The organism is Dactylosporangium thailandense (assembly GCF_059739745.1).
In genome coordinates, this window is record NZ_AP029195.1 from 7493853 (window position 1) to 7512304 (window position 18452).

General features: G+C 71.3%; 14 protein-coding genes. 4 read left to right on the top strand and 10 right to left on the bottom strand.

Going from position 1 to position 18452, the window contains the following annotated elements:
• Positions 1-251: 251 nt before the first annotated feature.
• The 7 genes from AC6JBM_RS33225 to AC6JBM_RS33255 all read right to left on the bottom strand — a co-directional run bounded on the left by AC6JBM_RS33225 (position 252) and on the right by AC6JBM_RS33255 (position 9768).
• Positions 252-1094, bottom strand: coding sequence for a sugar phosphate isomerase/epimerase family protein (locus tag AC6JBM_RS33225; RefSeq protein WP_497977956.1), 843 nt, complete (start codon positions 1092-1094; stop codon positions 252-254).
• Positions 1095-1659: 565 nt separating this feature from the next.
• The gene (locus AC6JBM_RS33230) at positions 1660-2478 is read right to left on the bottom strand and encodes an SCO3242 family prenyltransferase (protein WP_497977957.1); all 819 of its coding nucleotides are present in this window, start codon (positions 2476-2478) and stop codon (positions 1660-1662) included.
• Positions 2479-2581: 103 nt separating this feature from the next.
• Complete coding sequence (locus AC6JBM_RS33235) at positions 2582-3715, bottom strand: inositol-3-phosphate synthase (RefSeq protein WP_497977958.1); 1134 nt, start codon at positions 3713-3715, stop codon at positions 2582-2584.
• A 514-nt stretch (positions 3716-4229) separates the two neighbouring features.
• On the bottom strand, positions 4230-4832 hold the full coding sequence (yidC, locus tag AC6JBM_RS33240; protein WP_497977959.1) for a membrane protein insertase YidC: 603 nt from the start codon (positions 4830-4832) through the stop codon (positions 4230-4232).
• Between the two features lie 961 nt (positions 4833-5793).
• Entirely contained in the window at positions 5794-6048 is a 255-nt protein-coding gene (locus tag AC6JBM_RS33245; protein ID WP_497977960.1) for a DUF6412 domain-containing protein, read from the bottom strand.
• 466 nt (positions 6049-6514) lie between these two features.
• Entirely contained in the window at positions 6515-9277 is a 2763-nt protein-coding gene (locus AC6JBM_RS33250; RefSeq protein ID WP_497977961.1) for an ATP-binding protein, read from the bottom strand.
• 362 nt (positions 9278-9639) lie between these two features.
• The gene (locus AC6JBM_RS33255) at positions 9640-9768 is read right to left on the bottom strand and encodes a hypothetical protein (protein ID WP_497977962.1); all 129 of its coding nucleotides are present in this window, start codon (positions 9766-9768) and stop codon (positions 9640-9642) included.
• Positions 9769-9962: 194 nt separating this feature from the next.
• On the opposite strand from AC6JBM_RS33255, the gene AC6JBM_RS33260 reads away from it, so the two are divergent.
• The 3 genes from AC6JBM_RS33260 (at position 9963) to AC6JBM_RS33270 (ending at position 13383) form a co-directional block, all read left to right on the top strand.
• Positions 9963-10730, top strand: coding sequence for a DUF72 domain-containing protein (locus tag AC6JBM_RS33260; RefSeq protein ID WP_497977963.1), 768 nt, complete (start codon positions 9963-9965; stop codon positions 10728-10730).
• Between the two features lie 526 nt (positions 10731-11256).
• A complete protein-coding gene (locus AC6JBM_RS33265; protein ID WP_350626279.1) occupies positions 11257-11718 on the top strand; it encodes a MarR family winged helix-turn-helix transcriptional regulator in 462 nt (153 codons plus the stop codon).
• A 276-nt stretch (positions 11719-11994) separates the two neighbouring features.
• A complete protein-coding gene (locus AC6JBM_RS33270) occupies positions 11995-13383 on the top strand; it encodes a serine/threonine-protein kinase (protein ID WP_497977964.1) in 1389 nt (462 codons plus the stop codon).
• A 231-nt stretch (positions 13384-13614) separates the two neighbouring features.
• Here AC6JBM_RS33270 and AC6JBM_RS33275 read toward each other — a convergent pair whose 3' ends face one another.
• From AC6JBM_RS33275 to AC6JBM_RS33285, 3 genes are all read right to left on the bottom strand, one after another.
• Positions 13615-14415 carry a sugar phosphate isomerase/epimerase family protein gene (locus AC6JBM_RS33275; RefSeq protein WP_497986562.1) on the bottom strand — a complete coding sequence of 267 codons (801 nt, stop codon included), beginning with the start codon at positions 14413-14415 and terminating at the stop codon, positions 13615-13617.
• Between the two features lie 893 nt (positions 14416-15308).
• The gene (locus AC6JBM_RS33280; RefSeq protein WP_497977965.1) at positions 15309-16460 is read right to left on the bottom strand and encodes a Gfo/Idh/MocA family protein; all 1152 of its coding nucleotides are present in this window, start codon (positions 16458-16460) and stop codon (positions 15309-15311) included.
• 9 nt (positions 16461-16469) lie between these two features.
• On the bottom strand, positions 16470-17159 hold the full coding sequence (locus AC6JBM_RS33285) for a cupin domain-containing protein (protein ID WP_497977966.1): 690 nt from the start codon (positions 17157-17159) through the stop codon (positions 16470-16472).
• Between the two features lie 82 nt (positions 17160-17241).
• On the opposite strand from AC6JBM_RS33285, the gene AC6JBM_RS33290 reads away from it, so the two are divergent.
• Complete coding sequence (locus tag AC6JBM_RS33290; RefSeq protein WP_497977967.1) at positions 17242-18264, top strand: LacI family DNA-binding transcriptional regulator; 1023 nt, start codon at positions 17242-17244, stop codon at positions 18262-18264.
• Positions 18265-18452: the final 188 nt, after the last annotated feature.

Genomic DNA, 18452 nt, shown 5'->3' on the forward strand with positions numbered 1-18452 from the left:
CGGCCTGGCCGCGCGTTTCACAGCGCCTCCTTGGCCCTTCGCGCAGTCCCGCGGTGCCGTTCACGGCGCCACCCCGACCCGATCGCACGTTTCGTTGCGCGGCTCGCAGCGCCACGCCGGCCTGGCCGCGCGTTTCACAGCGCCTCCTTGGCCCTTCGCGCAGTCCCGCGGTGCCGTTCACGGCGCCACCCCGACCCGATCGCACGTTTCGTTGCGCGTTTCACAGCGCCACGCCGGCCGGGTCGCGCGTTTCACAGCGCCTCCTTGGCCTTTTCACGCAGGAACGCCAGCGAGTCCCGAGCGACGGACGGGGCGGCGTGGCTGTGCCGGGGCAGTTCGACCGCGATCAGACCGCCATAGCCGATGTCGGCCAACGCCCGCAGGACCGGCGGAAAGTCGACCTCGCCCTGCCCGAACTCGAGGTGCTCGTGCACGCCACGGCGCATGTCGTCGATCTGCACGTTCACGAGCGACCCGGCCGCCTTTCGCACACATTCGTCCGCCGGCACCGGCTCAAGACACCGGCAGTGCCCGATGTCGAGCGTGAGTCCGAAGTGGACGGGCGCACCGAGGTCGGCCCGCAGCCGCTCCCAGTCGGCCATCGACTCCACGAGCATCCCAGGCTCCGGCTCGAAGCCGAGCATCATCTCGGCGCCCTCGGCCGCGGCCAGGACCTCGGCGCATCCGCCGACGAGCCGCCGCCAGGCCTCGTCCCGGGCCAGTCCAGCGCGCGGAACCCCGGCCCAGAAGCTGACGGCCTCGGCCCCGAGATCGGCCCCGATCCGCACGGCACGGCGCAGGAACTCCAGCCGCGGCCCGGGCTCGTCGTCGAGCAGCGTGGGAGCGTGCTTGCGCCAGGGATCGAGTAGATAGCGCGCGCCGGTCTCGATCACCACGCCGAGCCCGAGCTGACCCAGCCGGTGGCTGACCTCGCGCACATGGCGAGCAACGCCGGCGTCGAACGGGTCAAGGTGATGATGGTCAAGGGTGAGCGCCACGCCGTCGTAGCCGAGCCCGGCGATGACCGCGAGCGCGTCGTCGAGGCGGTGATTGCTGAAGCCGTTGGTGCCGTAGCCGAACCGGAGCGCGCTCACGCCACCCACCCCTCCCGCGCCGCCGGCGCCCCGCCCAAGACAGCCCCGCCCAAGACAGCCCCACCCGAGGCCGCCCCGTTCAAGACAGCCCCGCCCGAAGACGCCCCACCCGAGGCTGTCGCGCCCGAGGCCGCCTCACCCGAGGCTGTCGCGCCCGAGGCCGCCTCACCCGAGGCTGTCGCGCCCGAGGCCGCCTCACCTGAGGCTGTCGCGCCTGAGGCTGTCGCGCCCGCACACATCGCCGCCCGCGAGGTCATGCACGCTCTTTCGCACGCACTCGCACGATTCGCCATTCGCCCGGTCGTTCGCGTCCCATACCCTGCGGCACGAAACCGGTGGCCAGACTCGCGCACGAACGCACACGGGGCCGCTTCCCCGGCCGATCGGGCCGCCTCGCGCCTGATCATGTCCACACGTGCTCGCACGGTCGTTCGCGTCGCCTTGTGCGCGAACGTGCAAGGCGCCACTCGCTCAATCCGTGGCGTCGCCTTGTGCGCGAACGTGCAAGACGCCACTCGCTCAATCCGAGGCGCCGCTCTGTGCGCGAACGCGCAAGACGGTGCACTCATGTCGGGCTCACCTTCTTCGCCAGGCGACGGGCAAGCTCGCTCACCGCGGCGATGGCGAGACCGAGCCGCGGCGCCCCGGCCCGAGCGGTCAGCGCACCCTGCAGCGCCGGCATGTTGACGATCCCGGCCCCGACCGCACGCTGAATGTGCGCGGCGTCCGGGTTCCGCACGGCGTCGAGCTGCGGACGGCCATACCGGATCGCGTACCACCCGGCGAGCGCCCCCGCCGCAGGCGTCCCGCCCGCGGCCGCCGCGACCACGGCCGTCCCGGCAAGCGTCCGAGTCGGCAGTTCAGGCGTGGCCCCGTCCACCTCGGCCTGCGACAGTGCGGTGACGGTGTACGTGTGCGCGAACATGGTCACCGCCGGCCAAACGGCCTTCCCGGGTTGCTCATTCGCACCGAGCAGCACATTGAGCGCTCGGCAGGTGGCCATGAGCGCCGGTGTCTTCGGGCCGAGGTCGTACGCCCAGATCGCCCCGGCCAGCGGCACCGCGACGCCCAGGGCCTTACGGCCGCCGGCGAGACCGGCCGCGACCACACCGGCGGTGGTCAGGCCGGCCGCGATGCCGAGCGCGGCCCCGGACGAGATCCGGCCGGAGGGAATCGGCCGCTCGGGCCGCTCCTTTGCGTCGATCTCGCGGTCGGCCCAGTCGTTGGCGGCCATGCCGGCCCAGTACAGCAGCACACTCGCCCCGGCCAGTCCCGCCGTCTTCGGCCCGAGTCGTCGCGCGGCCGCCGCGCCCGCGATGATGTCTCCCGGCACCGACAGTGCCGCGGGCGCCCGGACGAGTTCGACCAGATCGCGCCACCTCATCGCAGCCCTCGACCAGCTCGGCGAGCGTCTCGAACCGGGTGGCCAGGCCGCGGCCCGTCCAACGCCGCGGGCACCCGAACGACTTCGGCCGAATCGCGCGACCTCATCGCAGGCCCTCGACGAACTCGGCCAGCGTCTCGAACTGCGCGCCCAGGCCGTGGTCGGTGTCGCCGAGCGGGTCCTTGAAGAAGAACGCGAGCGCGGCGAGCGGTCCGGCATGTCCGTTCCTGTGCGCGGCCGCGGTGAGTCGCGCAAGATCGAGCACAAGCGGCGCCGCGAGCGCGGAGTCGCAGCCGTGCCAGGTGAACTCCATGCGCATCGCGGTGCCGAGGAAGCCCTCGAACGTGACGAGGTCCCAGGCGGTTTTGAAGTCGCCGAGCCCCGGCACGTACTCGATGCGCGTGGTCCCGTCCGGCACGTATCCGAGCGTCTCGCCGAGCACGCGCTGCTTGCTCGCGGACTTCGCGGCGTTGGCGGCCGGTTCGGCGAGCGTGGCCCCGTCGCCGCCGCCGAGCAGGTTGATGCCCGACCACGAGGTCGCGTGCAGCCGCCGCATCGCGAACATCGGGGCGAGCACGGACTTGAGCAGGGTCTCGCCCGTCTTGCCGTCGTGCCCCGCGTACGGGGTGCCGCGCTCCACCGCGAGCTCGTGCAGTGCCGGGAGCCGCGCACCGGTGGACGGGGTGAAGTCGACGTACGCGCACCCCGCGCTCATCGCCGCGTAGGCCGCCACCGAGCTGCTCGGAAGCACCTGCTCAGGCGTTGCCATGGCCGCGCGGAGCAGGTCGAGCCCGGCGTGCGCCGGGTGCGGCACCGCGGCGGCCTCGGTGGACGACACGTTGACGACGACAACCCGCTCCAGCTCGTGGCGGTCCCGGAATCGCTCCAGGTCGCCCTGCATGATTGCGGCCGTTTCACGCTGGGTCGGTGCGTGGGGCACCGGCCGTACGTCATCGTCCACTGTCGACAGTTCACTGTGGAGGGCCGCAACCAGCCGCGCGGGAACGACCCCGGCCGCGGCGAGCGCCTCGGCCCGCTTGACCAGGTTGGTATTGACCACGTCATGGCCACCGAACACGAGGTCTGCGAACCCGGGCAGCGCCCCGGTCTGCAGCCGCGGATGCTCGGTGACGCAGCCGATCGGCTCGGCAAGCCCGGACCGCAACGCGGCGGCTCCGACAATGCTGGTGACGGCGACAGAACCGCGTGCGCCGACCAGCCACACACCCGTACGCACGGGCTCCTCCTAGCGGGTGAGGAACGTGGCGATAGGGATCCATGGATGACGACATCGCCAAATGTCGCTGGATTAGGAGCCTAGATCGGACCCGGGGCTTTCCGCCAGACCCAACCGAACTTTTGTCAAAATCAAAAGAACTTCCGCACTCGTACCGCGAAAGTCCACCTGGCCGCCAGCCGCCCCCGCTCCTCAGCAGCGCTCCTTCGCCCTCGCCATCGCGTCGCCCCTTCGCGCCTGCTCTCCACCCTTGCCACCGCGTCGGCCGCCCTCGTACTTGCCGCTCCACCCTCGCCACCGCATTGACCGCCTTCGCGCTTGCCGCTCCGCCCTCGCCACCTCCGCCCACCCATTTCCGCAGCTACGCCCTATCGCCTCTTGCTAGCAGGCCGATAGCCCTAGGTCGCTCCGTCGTGGCGGCAACCCGATCCCAGCCGCCACGACCTCACGACGTTCCCCCACCACCGCCCTCACCCGAGCAGGCATCGACAACAACTCGCTTGCGAACGCGCACTCAGGCCGTCAAGACACTCCGCTGCCGGAAGACGAAACGCTCAACAGCCGTCCACAACCCGGTGGTCACCAAATAGATCCCGGCCGCGACGGGCACGAACGCCGCGAACGCGACCGTGGCAAACGACAACACCCGCACATAAACGGGCGACCCGGCCGGCAGTTGGCGAACATTCCACACCGCGATCCCGACGAGCGCCGCCACAATCAGCCACCCGGCGAGCAGTCCCGGGTGTCCGATCAACCGCTGGGTGAGATCGAACCCGAACAGCGAATGCCCGCGCATGTCCCCGTTGGTGAACTCCCGGTACAGCAGCCAGATGAACGGCGCCTGGGCAAGCATCGGCACCAGCCCGGCGAACGGCCCGGACCCGGCTTCCCGCATGAGCGCCGTGGTCTTCTCGGCAAGCACGACAGGCTCATGTCCGTGCCGCTCCCGAATCTGCGCGAGCTGAGGCGCCAGCTTCGCCCGCACTCGCTCCGCGCGATATGCGCGAAGACTCAACGGCAGCAGCCCCGCACGCAGCAGGAGCGTCGCGACAACAATCGCCAGCGGCACCGACCCGAGCAGCCCAGCCAGGACAAGCAAAATCTGATGTACCACGATTCCGACCCTTCACATCCGCAAAGTCCGATGGCATTTCCGACGGCCACCACCGTCAAGGCGCACAATCCAGCGCCCAGCGTCGTGACCAGGTGATTCCCCAACGCGAATCAGCACCGCGCCTGCGCGTCGGCGCCCGTGAACACTCACGAGCAGAGTTCGCTCAACGAGCAGCAAACGAAGCCCGAGGAGCCGCACTCCTGAGCGATCCGCCAGCACGCAATGAGCGAACGCTCACCACCCGCCCGATGACCGATTCGCCGTCAACGAACAACGAGCAGCGACCAAACGCGCACTATTGCCCGCTCAAACGCGCACCACGACAGCCCGCTCGAACGCGCGCATTGAGCAGCCGCCTCAAGCGCGCAAATGAGCACCCACCTGGAACGCGCGATGAGCCGCGATGAGCAGCCGCCCAGGAACGCACGATGAACAGCTCACTCAACGGCCCTCGGCGAACAGTCCGCCCACCGCTGCACTGAGCGATTCGGTCAGTGCAGCGCTCGACGAGCAATCCGCGCAACCGCGCACTGACTGACACGACGGCGATGCACGCAACGCGCAACGCTCAACAGCGCTCGGCGAGCAAACCGCGACCGGGCGCACTGAGCGACGCGGCAGCAATGCACGCAACGAGCAACCCGCTCAACAGCGCACGGCAAGCAAACCGCGCAACCGGGCACACTGAACGACGCGGCAGCAATGCACGCAACGAGCAACCCGCTCAACAGCGCACGGCAAGCAAACCGCGCAACCGTGCGCACTGAACGACGCGGTAGCGATGTGCACGATGACCGGACCACTCACTCCCCAGCGCACGGCGAGCGATTCGATCGCGGTGCGCGCTGCGCGAGCCAGCCGACAACGCGCGCTCACCGAGTTCAGTCACCGTCGCGAGCACGTCCGATCAGCGCTCGGCGCCGCGCCTGAGCGAATCAGCTCCGCGGTGCGGAATGAGCGATCAGACTCCGGGCGCCCGGGGCCGCGGCCGACCGTCTGCGTCGGGGTCCACGGAACGGATGGCCCGCCCGAGGCCGATTCGGGCCCGGGCCGGCAGAGCCAGCAGCCGCGCAGGAGCCGCCGGCGCCCCGGCCACGAACCGGGCTGCCAGGACGACCGCGAGCGCGGCCAGTACGGCCGTCGCCACAGCGACGACGTCACCGGGCGAGCCGACCAGGGCCCACGCGGCGATCAGGGTGGTCATCGACCACGACATGCCACCGATGGTAGGGACCTCCGGCAACGAGCACATCCGCCCACGGGAGTACTCCGCCGCCCCGAACACCTCCGCCGGGCGTAGGCGCCCAACCAGGCTGGCGAGCGCGCGACCGCCGGAACAACGACACGACCGCACACCGAAAGCCGCCACAGTGCGCAGCACACGAACGAACACTCCAATGCCGGGCCGAAGCCAAGGCGGAAGACGAGCGTGCCGGACACCGCCTCGGCTGAGCGGCCCGGTGACCGCGAGCATCACGCCAAACAGCGCACATCACCGAGAGCAAGCGGAAGGTGCGCTGCGGCGCGCACCGAGAAGGGCAGGCCGACCGAGGTTGCGCAGCCCAAGAACCCCAAGCCAACCACGACGTGCGCAGCCCGAGAACCCCAGACCAACCACGACGTGCGCAGCCCGAGAACCCCAGGCCAGGAACAAGGCGGTGCCCGGACGATGGAAGGCGCGGCTACTTGGCCGGCTCGCGCGACTTGACCCAAGCCGCGATCTGCGTGCGGGACTCCAGGTTCAGCTTGCTCAGGATGTTCGAGACGTGGACGGCGGCCGTGCGGGGCGAGATGTACAGCCGGCGGGCCAGTTCGGCGTTGGTCAGGCCCTCGGCGAGCAGCACGGCCACCTCGCGCTCGCGTGGGGTCAGCGACTGGTCGCCCGCGGCGGTCGGGGCGGTCAGGCCCAGGCGGCCGCGCAGGCCGGTGAGTTCGGCGACGCGCCAGCCCGCCCAGCGGGACAGGAACGGCTCGGCCGCGCGGACCGACGCTCGCGCGGCCTCGAGGTCGCCCAGGGCGAGCAGGCAGCGGGCGACGCCCAGGTGGCCGGTGCCGCGCTGGGCCGGCAGGAGCATGGTCGGCTCGGCCACGGCGCGGCGGTAGAGGCGCAGCGCCTCCGTGGGGTCGCCGGCGGCCTCGGCGATCTGGGCGTCGGCGAGCCAGCGGAACGCGTCGTCGAAGAGCGGGTCGTCGATCGCGGCCGCGATCGGGCGCAGCTCGTCGACGGCCAGGCCCGCGGCCAGGCCCGCGGAGATGAGGTCGTGGGCGAAGTCGCGGCCGGTGACGCCGGTGACGCGGACGGCGTCGAGCACGGTGCGCAGCAGCTCGCGGGCGAGGTCGGCGCGGCCCAGGCGGCAGGCGAGGTGGAACTGCAGGCCGGGCACCGAGGTCTGGGTGAGCATCGTGTAGGCGTCGGTGGACTGCTCGATCAGACCGCGGATGACGGTGTCGGCCTTGTCGAGCTCGCCGGCCTCCAGCAGCAGCCCGGCGAAGAGCACGCCGTGGTAGTCGCTGCCGTTGCGGGTGCGCAGCAGGCCCCGGTCGCGGCGGCGGGCCGCCTCCAGCTCGGCGAGGGCGGCGCCGAGGTTGCCCTCCTGCACGGCGAGGCGGGCGCGGCCCTGGAAGTAGGCGGCGACGGCCAGCGAGTCGAACCCGGCCCGCTCGGCGTAGGTGCGCATCCGCTCCAGCGCGGCCGCCCAGTCGGCGGGCCCGCCGGGCAGCAGGTTGTAGAGGTTGTTGAGCGAGCGGGCGGCCAGCAGCCACTCGCCCGCCTCCTCGGCCTCCTGGGTGGCCTCGTTGAGCAGCTTCACGCCCTCCTCGACGCCCGCCGCGACGTTGACGAGGGCCGAGCCCTTCTCGACCTTGCCGGCGAGCCACACGGCGGGCAGGCCGAGCTCCTCGCCGAGGGCGATCGCCATGTCGGCCCAGGCCACGGCGCGCTCGGTGTCGTCGTGCAGCATGTACGCCTGGGCGATCGCCGCATACGCGTGCGCCTTGGCCGGCCCGTCGTCCAGGTGCGCGATCTCGCGCCGCAGCTGGGCCGCGCGCTCCTGCATGCTGCCGCTGCTGCCGACCTCCCAGCTGAGCCGGACCAGCAGCCGCAGCGCGTCGGCGCGCTCCTCGCGGGTGCCGGCCGCGTCCAGCCAGCGGCGCCCGAGCTCCTGCGCGTCGTCGAGGAGCCCGGCCAGCCACGCGGCCCGGGCCCCGCAGGAGAGCAGCTCGACGTCGTCGGGCAGCTCGTCGAGGCCCATCTCGGCGAGCTGGAGCGCCTGGTAGGGCGAGCCCATCGCGAGGTAGACCACCAGTCCCCGCCGTGCCGCCTCCACCATGTCGAGGTAGCGCCCGGCGCCCCGCGCGTGGTGGGCCACGAGCGCGTAGTCCTTGCTGCCGGTGGACAGCAGCGTCTCGAGCGCCAGCTCGTGCAGGCGGCGCCGCTGCCGGGCGAGCAGCTCGTCGACGATGGCCTCGCGGGTCAGCGCGTGGCGGAAGCTGAACTCGTCGTCGCCGGTCTCGACCATGAGCCCGCGGCGCACCAGGTCCCGCAGGCCGTCGATGAGCTCGTTCTCGTCGAATCCGGTGACGGCGGCGAGCAGGTCGAACGGGACCTTGCGGCCGAGCACCGCGGCGGCCTCGACGATGCGCTTCTCGCCGGTGTCGAGGTCGTCGAGCTGGCGGCGCAGGGCCTCGGCGATGTTCCACGGCAGCGGCCGGTCGCACAGGGTGTCGAGGTCGGCGTCGCCGTTGGCCTTGAGCAGCTCCTCGAGGAAGAACGGGTTGCCGCCGGTGCGGTTGTGCAGCGACAGGGCGGTGCGGTAGGCGGGCGGGCGCCCGGTCGCCGACTTCAGGAACATCGACGTGTCGGCGAGGCTGAGCCGTTCGAGCCGCACGTTGGTGATCGTGTACCGCCGTTCGAGCCGGGTCAGCAGGTCGGCGAGCGGGTGCCGGCGGGTGACCTCGTCCGGCCGGTAGGTCCCGATGAGCAGCCGCTCGCCCGGCAGCTCGGCGATCCGCTCGAACAGCGCGACGCTCTCGGAGTCGGCCCAGTGCAGGTCCTCGAAGAGGACGATCGACGGGCCGGGCGTGGTCAGCAGCCGCACGATCTCCAGCCCGGCCTGGATGCGGTCGATCATCGAGCGGGACGCGTCGGTGACGACACGCAGCAGTTCCGGGTCGAGCAGCTCGGCGCGGCGGCTGCTGTCGATGGCGTCGAGGAGGACTTCGAAGGGGCGGCTGAGGGCGCCGGGATCGGCCTGGCCGTCGAGGACCGGAACCGTCTCGGGCAGGCCGGCGATGAGCTCCTGGACGAGGCGGCTCTTGCCGATGCCCGGCTCCCCGCCGAGCATGGCGATGGAAGGCTCGGACCCGTCGACGAGCCGGCGCAACCGGCGCAGCTCGTCGTCGCGGCCGACCATCACCTGGCTCATTCCGCTACGGCTGGCCCGCACGCCACCAGCCTACCGGCGGGCGGCCGATGCTCTGGCTGTGATGGACGCGACCTGCGCCACCACGGCCGGCGTCCGACCCGCTCGTCGGCGCGGCGCTGTGCCTCGAGGCCGAGCAGGCCCTGCTGGCGGTGCTGGAGCTGGCTGTAGAGAAAGACCGGGTGCATGGCTTCGACTCCTTGGATCGACCGTTGACCCAATCCTGTCGGGGTAAGCCTCGCCTGCCATCTGCACCTGTTACGTATCTTCGGCCCTACGACCGGCCTAGTCATCGCCGGGGCGACTAGTCACCGGTCGCCGGGCACAAAAAGAGCAGCCCCGGCAAGGCCGAGGCTGCTCTCCCCCGCGGTTCGGTCGCGGGTGGCTCAGGCGAGTTGCTCGCGCTGGTTTCGGCGGCGCAGCCGCACGCGGCTTGTCCAGTGCTTGTGGTCGTCGAGCATGTCCTGGCGACGCTGGCGGGAGATCTCGCTGAGCAGGCTCTCGTGGACGTTCATGGTGTCGGGCCCCTTTCAACCTTGTGACTCCATCCTGTCGGAGTAAGGCCCGCGTTCCATCTGTCACGCTTACGTAATCGCGCCGCCCCGACATACGTAGACGACCCCCGGCGGCGTCTACGTATGTCCGGCCCGGACTAGTTATGCCGCATCGCCGCAGGTTACGGGCGTGCGAGACGGGGAACGAGTCGAGCATGATGCGTATCGGGACCTCCGGCTGGCAGTACAAGGACTGGCGCGATCGCTTCTATCCCCGCGACGTCCCGCACCGTCTGTGGCTGGAGCACTACGCGGCGGCGTTCAGCACCGTCGAGGTGAACAACGCGTTCTACCGGCTGCCGGAGCGCAAGACGTTCACGGACTGGCGTACGCGTACCCCGGCGGACTTCACGGTCGCGGTCAAGGCGAGCCGGTTCCTCACGCACGTCAAGCGCCTGCGGGAGCCGGAGGAGCCGGTGGGCCGCCTCATGGAGCGGGCCGCCGGGCTGGGTCGCAAGCTCGGACCGGTACTGCTGCAGCTGCCCCCGACCCTCCCCGCCGACCCGGAGGCGCTGGACCGGGCCCTGCGGGCGTTCCCGCGCGGCGTGCGAATCGCGGTCGAGCCGCGGCACGACTCCTGGTGGAACGGCGAGGTGAAGGCGGTACTGACGCAGCATGACGCGGCCCTGTGCTGGTCGGATCGCAAGGGCCGGCCGCAGGCGCCGCTGTGGCGCACCGCGGGCTGGGGCTACCTGCGCCTGCACGAGGGCCGCGCCACGCCCTGGCCGCGTTACGGCCGCTCCTGCCTCGATTCGTGGACGGCCCGCCTGGCCGAGACATTCACGAACCAGGACATTTACGTGTACTTCAACAACGACCAGGGCTGCGCGGCCGTCGCCGACGCCGTGGCCCTCGCACGGCTGGCCGAGCGCCGGGGGCTCCCGGCCGGGCGCGCCCCGGAGCGACTGCCCCGCTGGTCGTAGGCTTCCCCGGTGGCCAAGTTCTGTTGCGTGGCGTTCGTGGTCGTCGCCTTCTTCGCGGTGCTCGTCTGGCAGCGGCGGCACCTGCTGAACCGCAAGCGCGACGATCGCGACTAGTACGGCACCCGACTACGCAGCGCTACCACCGACCGGCAGAAACACCGGCAGAATCGACGGTGGGTTCTCCGCCGGTTCTGCCGCCCCCGCGGTGCCGGGCGACGTCGATGTATCAGGCGGGCCGGACTCCTTCTCTTCTCCCGTGGAACGGGCGGAGGCGAGCACGGCCGCGTCTCCCGATGATCTAGAACGCTTCAATTCATCGGATATCCGGCAGAACCGCCGGACAAACGCGGTGAATGCCCAGAAGGCAGGCACCGGAGGTCGCCATGAGATCGCACAGCGTGATGATGGGGCAACGGAACCGAAACGTTCCCGATATTCTGTCTGTTCGATGTGGGGACCAGAGGGGGGCCGCCCATATGGGCAAGCACGGGGTCGGGTCGGCACACGCACACCTGCGCGGAACGCGGTGACCGCAACGGTGGGGCGGGACGGCGCGTTCACCGGCGCGACCGAGGCCGTCCTGCACCTGCACCGGGCCGCCAACGCCGTCCGGCAGCACGTCGAGCAGGAGGTGCTGCGCCCCCGCCAGCTGACCTGGACCGGCTTCGTGGTGCTGCGCACCGTCTGGGCCGCGCGCCGCATCGAGACCCGCCACGTGGCCGAGCAGGCCGGCATCTCCAAGGCGACCCTCACCGGCGTGGTCGACACGCTCTCCGGGCGCGGCCTGATGAAGCGGGCCAACCACCCCGACGACGGCCGCCTGGTGCTGCTGCAGCTGACCCGCAAGGGGCACCGGTTGATCCGGGAGCTGCTCCCGGAGGCGGAGCATGCGGAGTCGTACGCGCTGTCGTACCTCGAGCCCGGCGAGCTCGCCCGCATCACCGCCGCGCTGCGTGGACTGGTCGATCACCTGGAGCGATCGCGGTAAAGCCCTTTGCCCGAATGACACCCCAAGAGGGGAAATGCGTCATTCGAACGGGGCCCGCTCGTTGGGTATGGAACCTGAACAGTGCCATAACGGGTGTGACCTCCGGCGCGGAGGATTCGGCCCGACTGGACTACTGTTCGAGGCAGCGCCGCCAACCGCAAAAGGTGTCCGAACGGGCACAACTGATGCATACAGCACGGTCTTTTCATCTCCCCGTGAAGAGATCAGACTGCTGGTGAAAGCCGCATGTCCCCCGAAGTCCCTGGAAGGACCCCGATGACCGAGGCAGGCAACCACGACGACGCCGGTGAGTCCGGTTCGCCGGACCTGCCGCTGCGCTCGGCCGCGCCCGCCCGGCGCGCCTCCGTCGGCGATCTGACCCAGAACGACCCGATCCGCATCGACGACTACCGTTTGCTCGGCCAGCTCGGCGTCGGCGGCATGGGCACCGTCTACCTCGCGCAGTCGCCCGAGGGCAGCCGGGTCGCGGTCAAACTGGTGCACCAGCACCTCGCGCGCGACCCCCGCTTCCGGGTGCGCTTCGCCGGCGAGGTCCGCGCCGCCCAGCGGGTGCCCGGCTTCTGCACCGCGCGCGTGCTCGACTCGGGCGTGTTCGAGGAGCGGCCGTACCTGGTCACGGAGTACCTCGAGGGCATCCCGCTGTCCCGCCTCGTCGCCGACGACGGCCCGCTCGACCCGGCCATGCTGCACAGCGTGGCGCTCGGGGTCGCGGCGTCGCTCGCGGCCATCCACAACGTCGGCCTCGTGCACCGCGACCTCAAGCCGAGCAACCTGATGGTCACGCTCGGTGGTGTCCGGATCATCGACTTCGGCATCGCTCGCGCACTCGACGCCGCCAGTGACATCACCGGTACCGGCAACATCGTCGGCAGCCTCGGATGGGCCTCCCCCGAGCAGCTGCGCGCCGAGGAGCCCACGGCGGCGATGGATATCTTCGGCTGGGGCTGCCTCGTCGCGTTCGCCGCGACCGGCCGCCACCCCTACGGCGGAGAGGAGGCGGCCGCCCGCGCCTGGAAGATCCTGGAGGGCGAGCCCGACCTCAGCGGCATTCCCGACCCGGTGCGCGACCTCGTCGCCGCCGCCCTGAGCCGCGACCCGCAGGACCGCCCGGACGCGCGCCAGCTGCTGCTCGGCCTGGCCATCGACGACCTCGAGGCGGCCACCGTCCCCGTGCAGCGGCGCTGGCTGCGCGCCCCGGCCCAGATGTCCCGGCGCCGGGTCACATCGATGGCGATCGCGCTGCCGATGGCCCTCGCGCTCGTCTTCGCCGCGGCCGAGACGACCTCGGACCTCATCGGCGGCAACCCCGGCGGCGACACGCACCATGGCACGACCGGCGGCGACTCGGTGACCACGAACCTGTCGCCGGCCCCGGCTCCGGCCGCGACCGCCGGCCTCGGGAACGGTCCGAACAACGGCTCGAACGAGAAGCTGATCGGCAACCCGACCAACACGGCCCAGCCCGCGGCCCCGACGCAGACGGTCGACGGCGGCGTGGTCACGCCGACGCAGACGACGCCGGTGGTCGTCACGACGACGCCGACACCGACGCCGACCACGCCCGCGCCGACCACCGCCGGCCCGACCACGCCGACGTCGGAGCCGCCGACCGACACGCCCCTCGCGGGTCCGCCCGCGGCGTGATGCTCGCGCCTTCCCCACGCCGTGGCGCTCCCGCGTCCCGCGTGCCTCGCGCCACGGCGCTCGCGGCATCCCGCGACCTTCCCGCCGTGGCGCTCACGCCTCCTCCGGCGTAGCGGTCGTGGCTACCTCGCGCCGTCGCGCTCACGGCGTCCCGCGCGGTAACACTCCCGGGATCCCGCGCCGCGATGCTCGCGGCATCCCGGTGCCGAGCGCTTCGGGGCGGCCGCCGCGCTAGAGGAGTTCGAGGTAGCCCCGGATCGCCTCGTCGAGCACCTCCGCCCCGGGGCGTGACCACACGTCCTCATGGAAGACCTCGACCTCGATCGGCCCGCGGTACCCGGTCGCGTCCACGGCCTCGCGGAAGCGCCGCAGCTCCACGCAACCGGTGCCGGGCAGCCCACGCCCGAGTAGCACGCCCTCGGGCAGCGGGGTGATCCAGTCCGCGAGCTGGAAACACGCGATCCGCCCGGCGGCCCCGGCCCGCGCCAGCTGCCCCCAGACCTGGTCGTCCCACCACAAGTGATACGTGTCGATCGCAACGCCGACCGCGTCGGCCGGGAACGCCTCGGCGATGTCGAGCGCGTTGCCGAGCGTGGCGATCACACAGCGGTCCGAAGCGAACATCGGGTGCAGCGGCTCGATCGCAAGCCGCACGCCGGCCGCCAGCGCATGCGGCACCAGCTCCCCGATCGCGTCGGCAACCCGCCGCCGCGCCCCGTCGAGGTCACGACTGCCCGCGGGCAGGCCGCCACTGACGAGCACGAGCACCGGCGCGCCGAGCGTGGCCGCCTCCTCGATCGCGCGGAGATTGTCGTCGCGCCAGTCATCGGCGGTGAAGAATCCACCGCGGCAGAGCGTGGTGACATCGAGCCCGGCGGTTCGCACGAGCGCCGCGGTGCGCTCGACCCCGAGCTCCGCGACCTGGTCGCGCCACAACCCGATGCCGGGGACGCCGGCGGCCACACAGCCGGCAACGGTGTCCTCCATGGGCCAGCGCTTGGTGGTCGCCTGGTTCAGCGAGAACCGGGACAGGTCGCTCACAGTGCCTCCATCAGCTATTTCTTCCCTGTTACCGCACGTGCAAGCCCACTCCGCACCTCAACCAACACCGCACAGCACGCCGGTTTCGCCCCCTGCCGCGCACAAGCCGGTCCACAAACGAACACCCACCCACACAGCGGCGACCCGCACGCGCTCGTACATGCCCCGCCGCACGAACCAACACCGCCTCGCGTGCCCTCGACCCGCACGCGCTCGCGCACGCCCGCCGCACGAACAAACACCGCCTCGCGCGCCCTCGGGCCCGCACGCGCTCGCGCACGCCCGCCGCACGAACAAACACCGCCTCGCGGCCCTCGGGCTCGCACGCGCTCGCGCACGCCCCGCCGCACGAACAAACACCGGCTCGCATGCCCTCGGCCCGCACGCGCTCGCACAGGATCGGCTGCGCGAACGACCAATCGCCGCCACCCGGCAACGCTGACGACACTTGCGCACAAGCCACCGAGCAACCGGACACCCACCTCTTGCAACGACCCGTGCGCGCTCGCCCGCGAGCCGCCGCGCGAACGACCAATCACCGCCACCGGACAACGCCCACGACATTCGCGCACGAGCCACTGAGCGAACGAGCAGTCGCCATCCGATGGCAGACCCGACGCCCGACGAACCGCCTCCCAGCGGACGTCCACATCCGAACGATTGCGGCGAACACACCCGGATGAGCGCGGCGAGCATGTCCGAACGACCGCGGTGAACGCACACGCCCGATCGCAACGCACACGCCCGGACGACCGCCGCGAACGCGCGTCCGAACGTGTGAACCGGAACGTGCGAACCCAAGCGCGCGAACCTGAACGGCGTGCGAACGCGAACGTGCGTGGGCGAGCGCGCGAGCACGGGCGAGTGCGGCTGAGCGTGTCCGGCTAGAGCTCCAGAGCGGGGATCTCGATGCGGCGGCCGGTGCGTGCTGACTCCAGGCCCAGTTCAGCCAGCTGGACGCCCCGCGCTCCGGCGGCGAAGTCCCACGGGAACGCCGCGTCGTCGACCACGTGGCGCAGGAACTGCTCCCACTGCACTTTGAACCCATTGTCGAACGCCTCGTTGTCCGGCACCTGCTGCCACTGCGAACGAAAACGCTCAGTAGCCGGCAGATCCGGGTTCCACACCGGCTTGGGCGTCGACCCGCGGTGCTGGATGTGGCACTCCCGCAGCCCGGCGACCGCGCTGCCGTGGGTGCCGTCCACCTGGAACTCGACGAGCTCGTCGCGGTACACGCGCACGGCCCACGACGAGTTGATCTGCGCGATCACGCCGCCTTCGAGCTCGAACGTGCCGTATGCCGCATCGTCCGCCGTCGCCTCGTACACGGTGCCGGACTCGTCGACTCGGGACGGGATGTGCGTCGCGATCGTCGCCTGCACCGAGCGAACGGGGGCGAAGATGCGCTCCAGCACGTACTGCCAATGCGGGAACATGTCCACGACGATCCCGCCGCCGTCGGCCGACCGGTAGTTCCACGACGGACGCTGCGCCGACTGCCAGTCGCCCTCGAAGACCCAGTAGCCGAACTCGCCCCGGACCGACAGGATGCGGCCGAAGAAGCCGCCCTCCACGAGCCGTGCAAGCTTGCGCAGTCCGGGCAGGAACAGCTTGTCCTGTACCACGCCGTGCTTGACCCCGACGGCGCGCGCGGCGCGGCACAGGTCGACGGCGGCCTCGGTGTCCTCGGCGAGCGGCTTCTCCGTGTAGACGTGCTTGCCGGCCTCGATCGCCGCGCGGATGGCCTTCTCGCGCTGCTGCGTCACCTGCGCGTCGAAGTAGATCTGCACATCGTCGCGGTGCAAGGCGGCGTCAAGGTCGGTTGTCCATTCGCTCAATCCGTGCCGCTCGGCGATCTCCTGCAGCTTGGCCTGGTTGCGCCCGACGAGGATCGGCTCCGGCCAGATGCGCCGGCCGTCGCCGGCGGGCAGGCCGCCCTCCTCCCGGATGGCCAGCAGCGAGCGGACGAGGTGCTGGCGGTACCCCATGCGGCCGGTCACGCCGTTGAGGACGATGCCGATCGGAACGCGGTTCACGGGTCTCCTTCAGGGAATGTAGGTCTCGAGCAGGCCACACATGCCGTGCTTGCCCGACTCGGTCGGTCCGGGCAACACCTCGATGCCGCCATCGGCGAGATGGGCGACGTCCGACCGCTCGAGCGCGTCGAGCTGCCGGCCGGTTTCGAGCGCGGTCTCCAGCGCGCCGCTCTCCCAGCGCTTGCGCCACTCGCCGAGGCGCGGGGCGACCAGCCCGGCGGCGGTGCGGCAGAACTCGGTGAACGCCTCGGGGCCGCCCGCCCGCATCGCCAGGAAGCCCGTCACGGCCAGGTCGCGCCGGCGGTACGCGGGCGAAAGGTCGCCGCCGCCCGGCAGCGTCGCCGCGGCGCGATATTCGTCCGGGTCGCCGAGGATGTGCGTGGGGAACGTCAGCACCGCGTCGCCGGCCTCGGGCAGGCCGCTGTTCTGCATGAGCACCACGAGCTGCAGCCCGCCGTCGTTGACGAGCCGGTGGATGGTGCCCGGGCGGAACCAGGCGACTGTTCCGGCCCGCAGCGGGGTCTCGCGGTAGCCCTCCCCCGACAGCGTCTGCACCCGCCCTTCGCCGGCGGTCACGACGTACCCCTCGGAGCACGTCAGATGCATGTGCGGCGTGCCACCGTGCAGACCGTCGGGCGCGGTGGTGTCATACACCGACAACCGCGACACGCCGATCGCTCCCGGCATTTGAGAACTCATGTCCGACCCCCGGATGCAGGAAACCGCTTTCCTGAGGCTAGCCGGTACGCTGATCGCGGGTCAATGCGCAAAGGAGACCATGATGGCGACGCTCGCCGATGTTGCTCGCCGCGCGGGCGTGTCACCGGCCACCGCTTCCCGGATCATCAGCGGCAGCACCAAGCTGGTCACCGACGAGCTGCGGGCCCGCGTGCTGCGGGCCGTCGACGAGCTGCAGTACGTGCCGAACGCGCACGCCCAACTGCTCGCTCGCGCACAGCGCACCGCCGTCGGCGTGATCGTGCACGACGTCTCCGACCCGTACTTCGCCGAGATCACCCGCGGCCTGCAGCAGGTGGCCACGGCCCACGGCCGGCTGAGCATCATCTGCAACAGCTACCGCGACCCGGCCCGGGAGCTGGAATACGTCGAGCTGCTGCGCGCCCAGCAGGTGGCCGCGATCGTCCTCGCCGGCTCCGGGTACCACGACGCCGCGTTCACCAAGGCCCTGAAGGCGAAGCTCGCTGCATATACGCGCACCGGCGGCCGCGTGAGTGTGATCGGCCGCCACGAACTGCCCGGCGACGCGGTGATGCCGGCCAACGAGGAGGGCGGGTACCTGGCCGGCTGCGAGCTGTTCGGCACCGGCCACCGCCGTGTCGGGGTCATCGCGGGCCCGAAGGTGCTCACCACGACCACGGACCGCCTGGCCGGGCTGCGGCGCGCGGCCCGCGAGCTGGGCCGGACGCTGCCGGCGCGGCGCGTGGCGTACGCCGGCTTCGACCGCGACGGCGGCGCCGAGGCGGTCACGGCCCTGCTCGACGCCAACCCCGACCTGACCGCGGTCGTGGCGCTGAACGACCAGATGGCGGTGGGTGCCCTGAGCACGTTGCGCGCGCGGGGCGTCGCGGTGCCGGGCCAGATTTCCCTGGTCGGCTTCGACGACATGCCGATCGCCCGCGACGTGACGCCGGCCCTGACCACGGTGCGCCTGCCGCTCGCCGAAATGGGCGCCCGCGCGATGTCGATGGCCCTCGACGAGGCTCACGACACCGACACCCCGCGCATCGAACCGGCCGAGGCGACCTTGATCCGCCGCGAAAGCACACAACCGCTGCCGTCCTGAACGTCCTCGCGCCACGCTTCATCCAGGTGTACCGCCAATGCCTAGCCCCCGCCCGGCGGCGACAGCAGCGGTTGACTGTTGACGTCAAGAACGGACAGAGGTGCGTGCACAGTCGCTCATGTCCAACCGCTCCCCCGTCGCCGCCGCGCGTCGCGGACTTCGTCGGAGGCAAGGTCGGCGCATGAGGA